Genomic DNA, 4,963 nt, shown 5'->3' with positions numbered 1-4,963 from the left:
AATGAAGCTTCGATCCTTGCTTTTATGGAAAATCCTAAAGGGGAGAGTGAAGATAAAAAACTTGTGGGAATCGGGACTCCGGCTACACGTCATACCTTCATTCCAAAGCTTTTGCGTTCAAAGTACATCGAGATTCAGAATAACAATCTCGTGATGACCAAAACTGGCGAAAAATTGCTGAATCTGGTACGAGAAACTCCGTTAGCAGCCCTTGCGGATGTGGGGGAAACTACCCGCTGGGAAGAAAAACTCGCTCAGAATCCGGCTGCTTTTGAATCTGAAATCAAGGATTTTATCCGTTCTTCAGTCAAAGGAGGCCAGAATGTATAATCTGACTTTCCTTTATGAAGAAAACGGCTTTAAGATCAGCAAACTCGAAGTTTTTGGATACCACTACTTTGTAGTTCAGCATTCTGCAACAGGCAGACGCTTTATCCGTAAAACTCTGGCTGCTGTAGATGCTATAGTACGTCAAAAGGACTTTTGAAAGTCCTGAAGGTTATTTTTCAAGAGCAGCTTTGAGTTTTTTTGCAAATTCAGAGTCCGACCAGGTAAGTTCTCCTTTTTCTACAAGGGTACAATACCTGCGAAGACTCTTTTGTGGCAGTTCATTGTCCGGGAATATTGGGATTACTCTTGAAAACTGCACTTTTATACCGGAAAAGTCTGTTTTGCCAAAGCAGAGCAGCAAAAGTTTGCTTAAAAAGACTGCCGTATTGATATCACGGTCGTTGTCTTCAGAAGTTTGCTCCGGAACATTCTCTTTATCCCATGGATTCTGACGGAATTTCAGTTTGTTTACGATTAATTCTGGTCGTAATTCATAGAGAAGAATAGTAAGTTTTTCACGGAAAAGTTCATTTTTGCACAGTTTTTTGAGACAGCGGATGTTGCTTTCAGCTGCTGATTTTGCAAATTCCTTGGTATAGGCAGCCAGAACCCATTCCAGTTCATCTTCGTCATGCATTTCAAAGAGTTCATTTTTCTGTTCCTGAATTCTTTCCTGCAGACAGGTCATGGCTTTGATAGCTTCTTTGAAAAACTTGGAGAAATTATGGACGGTTTTATCCATGTCATCCTGCACTTCAAGAAAAATTACTTCTTCGCGTGTTAATCCGCTGTTGAGGAAGTTGAATTTTGAGTAAGTGCTGTCAGGAACTACAAAAAGAGTTTCTTTTTCTGGATTATTAAGAAACTTTCTTGGAGTGATATAGGGATAAAACTCTTCCATAAGTTCAAAAATAAAGAGTTTGATGGCAGCAGAGTAGAGGCGGGTGGAGAATTCTGTAAAACGGATTTCTGCTGTTGTTCTGGAGATTCCTTCAGCTTTTGCATTGGAGAACTTGTGGAGAGGGTAGTTGTCGTAGAGCATGTTGATGTTAGCGGCAAGTTCATCCGGTACGTAGCTGGTTTCCAGCATGGTTTTAACCTGTGTTTCCAAGTTTGCATAGGTTCGTGCGATATTATGATTGTATTTTGAGTACTGCAAATCGACAATTCTGGCTTTGATTTCAACAAGAATGTCGATATAGGCAGCGGTAGAAGTCATTGCAATCTCAAAGTTTTTCTGCTCTTTTGAAAGAGACTCGTTCTTTTGGATGCTTTTAGTGTTTTTGATTATGTCCTTGAGCTGATTGTTAACATCATTTGCAAGTTCCATAACCGAAGAAAGATAAGCAGTAACTTCTAACAGTTTTCCAGCGTGGATGTAGGCCATGTTGCGGGTTCTGATCTGGTGAGACAGTTCTTCTACAGTGAAATCTCGAACTGGATATCGCTTGCGCAGTTCGAGATTATACTTTTCGGCTGAATTTGGCTTAAATTCTTCGCCTTTGTAGGTGAAACTGTTGCTTTTTCCAAGCTTTTCTTCCGGTGCGATGTCCAGAAGTACATTTTTGTAGCTGATTTGCGTGTTGGCTAAGCCAAGCCCGAGAATTGTGATACAATTTTCTTTGCTCATAGCATTTCCCCTCAATACCTTTAGTTTTTTTTGCGGAACGGTAGTCTTTTTTGAACCTGGTTCCCACCCCTGAACAAATCCAGATTACCATTCTACAGCTTGTGTAGTGTCATAGAGCGACATTGAAATATTTTTCAATATTTTTTTTAGCTCTATCACTTATCAGAAAATAGCAAGAGCGTAACATTTTGCTTACTTCTTGTTGTTTTTGATTAGTGCGTAAAGGTAATTATACAATTACTTTTTAATTTACAAAAGGGGAAAATTATGTTATTTTAAAATTATTAAGGATAAGGAAAATCAGCATGGATGCTAATTTATTCTGGGATAAGGTTAAAAAGGCGATTTCCACGAAGGGAAAAACCTTTGTATGGCTCTGTGAGCAGGCCAATGTGGACGTCCAGATCATGAAAAACCGTATCTACAAGGGAAGGATACCTGATGTAGAAGATACGTTAAAGCTTCTGGCGGTTCTTGGGACGACTGTAGAAGAGTTTTTTGGCGTTGAAGAGCAGTTTCCGCCTAAACTGGCGGTTGCGTGTGCCGGCGATATGGAGAAAATTCCTGTTTTTGAGCAGCTTTTCTCTTGTGGAAAGGGGCAGTTTTCGCAGGATTCGGAATATGTCGATAGTTATATCGCAATTCCTGATGATTTGAAGACAAAACGCCTTAAAGGACATCTTGCAGCCTGTAAAATACGCGGTGATTCTATGGAACCAACCATCTTTAACGGCGATACAATCATTTGTGATGACTATGGATACCAGGAAGACGGCATTTATGCCATCCTTTTTGAAGGAAAAAGCTTTGTAAAACGTCTCCAGCGCGTTTCCGGGGGTATGAAAATCATATCTGATAACCCCGCATACGAATCAATGTTTGCCAAAAACGATACCGAAGAGCTTAAAATCATAGGAAAAGTATATTATATACTCCATAAGGTCTGATCCAGATTAAAAGTTCCCACGTAAAATATGACTTTTTCTCAAATATTGGGCATTTTCCCACGTAAAATAGTCCTTTTTACCTCGAATTTAGGCAAAACTCCCACGTAAAATATGACTTTTTAGAATGGGCTTGTATCCCGATTCAGCTCAATAAATGTCTGTATAGTGGTTTTGAAGTAGGGTAATTAAAAAGTTACTTAATTATAATGAATAAGCATGTGAGAATGCAGGCTTCTCTATATGCTGTGGGGTAATGCGCCGTCCGGCGGTGGATTAAGAATGAAAGTAGGCGGGGTAATAATACGGAAAGCGGTATAGGGGAGTTAAAAGGCTTTTTACGAACGGATTGTGAGATGTTGCTTTGTGTTTTCTGTGTAGCCAGAAATATTACTGTCAAAAGAGATTGTCTACTGAACTTATTCTGGAATTGTGCTATATTATCAGGTGAAGAGGATGATTACCCTTAATATATTTAGAAAAGTTATTAAACTGTCTAAAAATATATACAAAATCAATTAAAAATGGGAGGTTTTAGATGAAAACAGCGATAGTTTATGCAAGCGTGCACCATAAGAATACAGAAAAACTGGTGAGAGCTATTGCAGATAAGTACCCGGAAGTTGAACTTATCGACGCTACAAAGACCATCTTAAAAGATCTGGCTTCCTATGATTTGATTGGTTTTGCTTCTGGAATCTTCTACGGAAAACTTCATAAATCATTAATCAGCTTTATAACAGATAATCTCCCGGCCCACAAGAAAGCTTTTGTAATCTATACTTGTGGTCAGGACAGTCCTTCATACATTAATTCTGCTGAAGAACTGATTAAGTCTAAAGAAGCTGCTTTTGCAGGGTATTATTCCTGCCTTGCGTTCGATACCTGGGGACCATTTAAGCTTATTGGCGGCAAAAATAAAGAACGCCCAAATGCTGATGATATACAGAAAGCCGTAGAATTTTACGAAGGAATTTGTAAATAATTCTTGTATTTAGTGTGAATAAGTGTTATTATATGTTATAAACACTAAATACACGGTATACATATTACTACTTATAATAAGAATTCTGTCTACCTGTAGATCCGTGAATTCTTCAAATTTTGCTCGGTAGAGCACCCTTTTTTACTTTCCGACTTCATCTACCAGTTCAAAACGCCATTTCTGAAGTACAGATGGGTATTTATTTTTATCTACAGGGCTTAGAAACATAGATTTCTCGCGAATCCAGAGGGAGTTATCATCATAAAGACGGCGATATACAACGTATTCTTCTTTAGTTTCAGAGTGATATGCAACATCTTCTACGATGTAGTATTTGTTCTTAAAGTGGCGGTAGATTCCATGAATCTTTACTTCGCGTTTTTCTTCATTCATTTTAGTGCTCCAAAATCCATTTAATACCACGGGCCATACGACCGGCGGCATCTGTAAAATGGTTTCCTTTGTTTAATTCAAAAGTAACCGGGATATCCTTTGATTTATACAGTTCACAGAGGTGTTCTGTGTTGTCCTGTACGGTACATAATACCTTATTTTTCGCTTTTGCTTCAGTATCTCCAAGAGATAGGTATATACACTCCGGTTTACGTAGAAAATCATGAGATTCAGCGTATTCTGTAAAGCCAGGAAACCATAAAGATCCTGATGCACTGGCGATTCTGGTAAATATATCAGTCTTATAAGCTGAATACAGGGCAAAAAGTCCTGCAAGAGAATAGCCGGATAGTGCAATATACGAAGGTTTTAAGGCTAAAGAAGTGCATATAGCAGGTATAATCTTTGATGTAAGAAGTGAAAGATACGCATCTGCTCCGCCTGAAAACGCATCATCATTTTTGTATAAAGCTGGGCTTTCCCATGGAGACATATCCTTATTCCAGTTTAGATTGCCGATTGCAGCAAGTGTAAAAGGCGGACAATTAAGTTTCTGGCATTCATTCCAGACAGATTCGCCTTCATTCCCGTAAGTATTCAGTATTATAAGCGGAGAACCTGCATTTTCAGAGCCAAAAACAGAAATCTGTTTACCTTCGATTTCGAGCGATGTCATATTCT

7 protein-coding genes are annotated in these 4,963 nt (G+C 38.7%); 4 read left to right on the top strand and 3 right to left on the bottom strand.

Going from position 1 to position 4,963, the window contains the following annotated elements:
• Positions 1-330: DNA topoisomerase (locus ACKI5B_RS03465; RefSeq protein ID WP_407425869.1), on the top strand; the 330-nt coding region annotated here is incomplete at its 5' end.
• On the top strand, positions 323-487 hold the full coding sequence (locus ACKI5B_RS03460; RefSeq protein WP_407425867.1) for a hypothetical protein: 165 nt from the start codon (positions 323-325) through the stop codon (positions 485-487). The genes ACKI5B_RS03465 and ACKI5B_RS03460, both read left to right, overlap by 8 nt.
• A 12-nt stretch (positions 488-499) precedes the next feature.
• Here the strand turns inward: ACKI5B_RS03460 and ACKI5B_RS03455 are convergent, their stop codons facing one another.
• The gene (locus ACKI5B_RS03455; RefSeq protein WP_407425865.1) at positions 500-1,960 is read right to left on the bottom strand and encodes a hypothetical protein; all 1,461 of its coding nucleotides are present in this window, start codon (positions 1,958-1,960) and stop codon (positions 500-502) included.
• Positions 1,961-2,265: 305 nt separating this feature from the next.
• On the opposite strand from ACKI5B_RS03455, the gene ACKI5B_RS03450 reads away from it, so the two are divergent.
• Together ACKI5B_RS03450 and ACKI5B_RS03445 are read left to right on the top strand one after the other, a co-directional pair.
• Complete coding sequence (locus ACKI5B_RS03450) at positions 2,266-2,907, top strand: S24 family peptidase (protein WP_407425863.1); 642 nt, start codon at positions 2,266-2,268, stop codon at positions 2,905-2,907.
• A 535-nt stretch (positions 2,908-3,442) separates the two neighbouring features.
• Entirely contained in the window at positions 3,443-3,889 is a 447-nt protein-coding gene (locus ACKI5B_RS03445) for a flavodoxin family protein (protein WP_407425861.1), read from the top strand.
• A gap of 141 nt (positions 3,890-4,030) precedes the next feature.
• Here ACKI5B_RS03445 and ACKI5B_RS03440 read toward each other — a convergent pair whose 3' ends face one another.
• Complete coding sequence (locus ACKI5B_RS03440) at positions 4,031-4,282, bottom strand: DUF1653 domain-containing protein (protein ID WP_407425859.1); 252 nt, start codon at positions 4,280-4,282, stop codon at positions 4,031-4,033.
• A 1-nt stretch (position 4,283) separates the two neighbouring features.
• The coding region (locus ACKI5B_RS03435; protein ID WP_407425857.1) for an alpha/beta hydrolase at positions 4,284-4,963 on the bottom strand (680 nt) is incomplete at its 5' end.

Origin of the sequence: Treponema sp. (assembly GCF_045657965.1) — a bacterium.
Taxonomy (GTDB): domain Bacteria; phylum Spirochaetota; class Spirochaetia; order Treponematales; family Treponemataceae; genus Treponema_D.
The sequence above is the reverse complement of the archived record's forward strand: the minus strand, read 5'-3'. Positions and strand labels throughout refer to the sequence as shown.

Bases quoted from the DNA above. Each gene is read 5' to 3' on its own strand.
- ACKI5B_RS03445 (WP_407425861.1), top strand. From the start codon at position 3,443: ATGAAAACAGCGATAGTTTATGCAAGCGTGCACCATAAGAATACAGAA.
- ACKI5B_RS03460 (WP_407425867.1), top strand. From the start codon at position 323: ATGTATAATCTGACTTTCCTTTATGAAGAAAACGGCTTTAAGATCAGC.
- ACKI5B_RS03455 (WP_407425865.1), bottom strand. From the start codon at position 1,960: ATGAGCAAAGAAAATTGTATCACAATTCTCGGGCTTGGCTTAGCCAAC.
- ACKI5B_RS03440 (WP_407425859.1), bottom strand. From the start codon at position 4,282: ATGAATGAAGAAAAACGCGAAGTAAAGATTCATGGAATCTACCGCCAC.
- ACKI5B_RS03450 (WP_407425863.1), top strand. From the start codon at position 2,266: ATGGATGCTAATTTATTCTGGGATAAGGTTAAAAAGGCGATTTCCACG.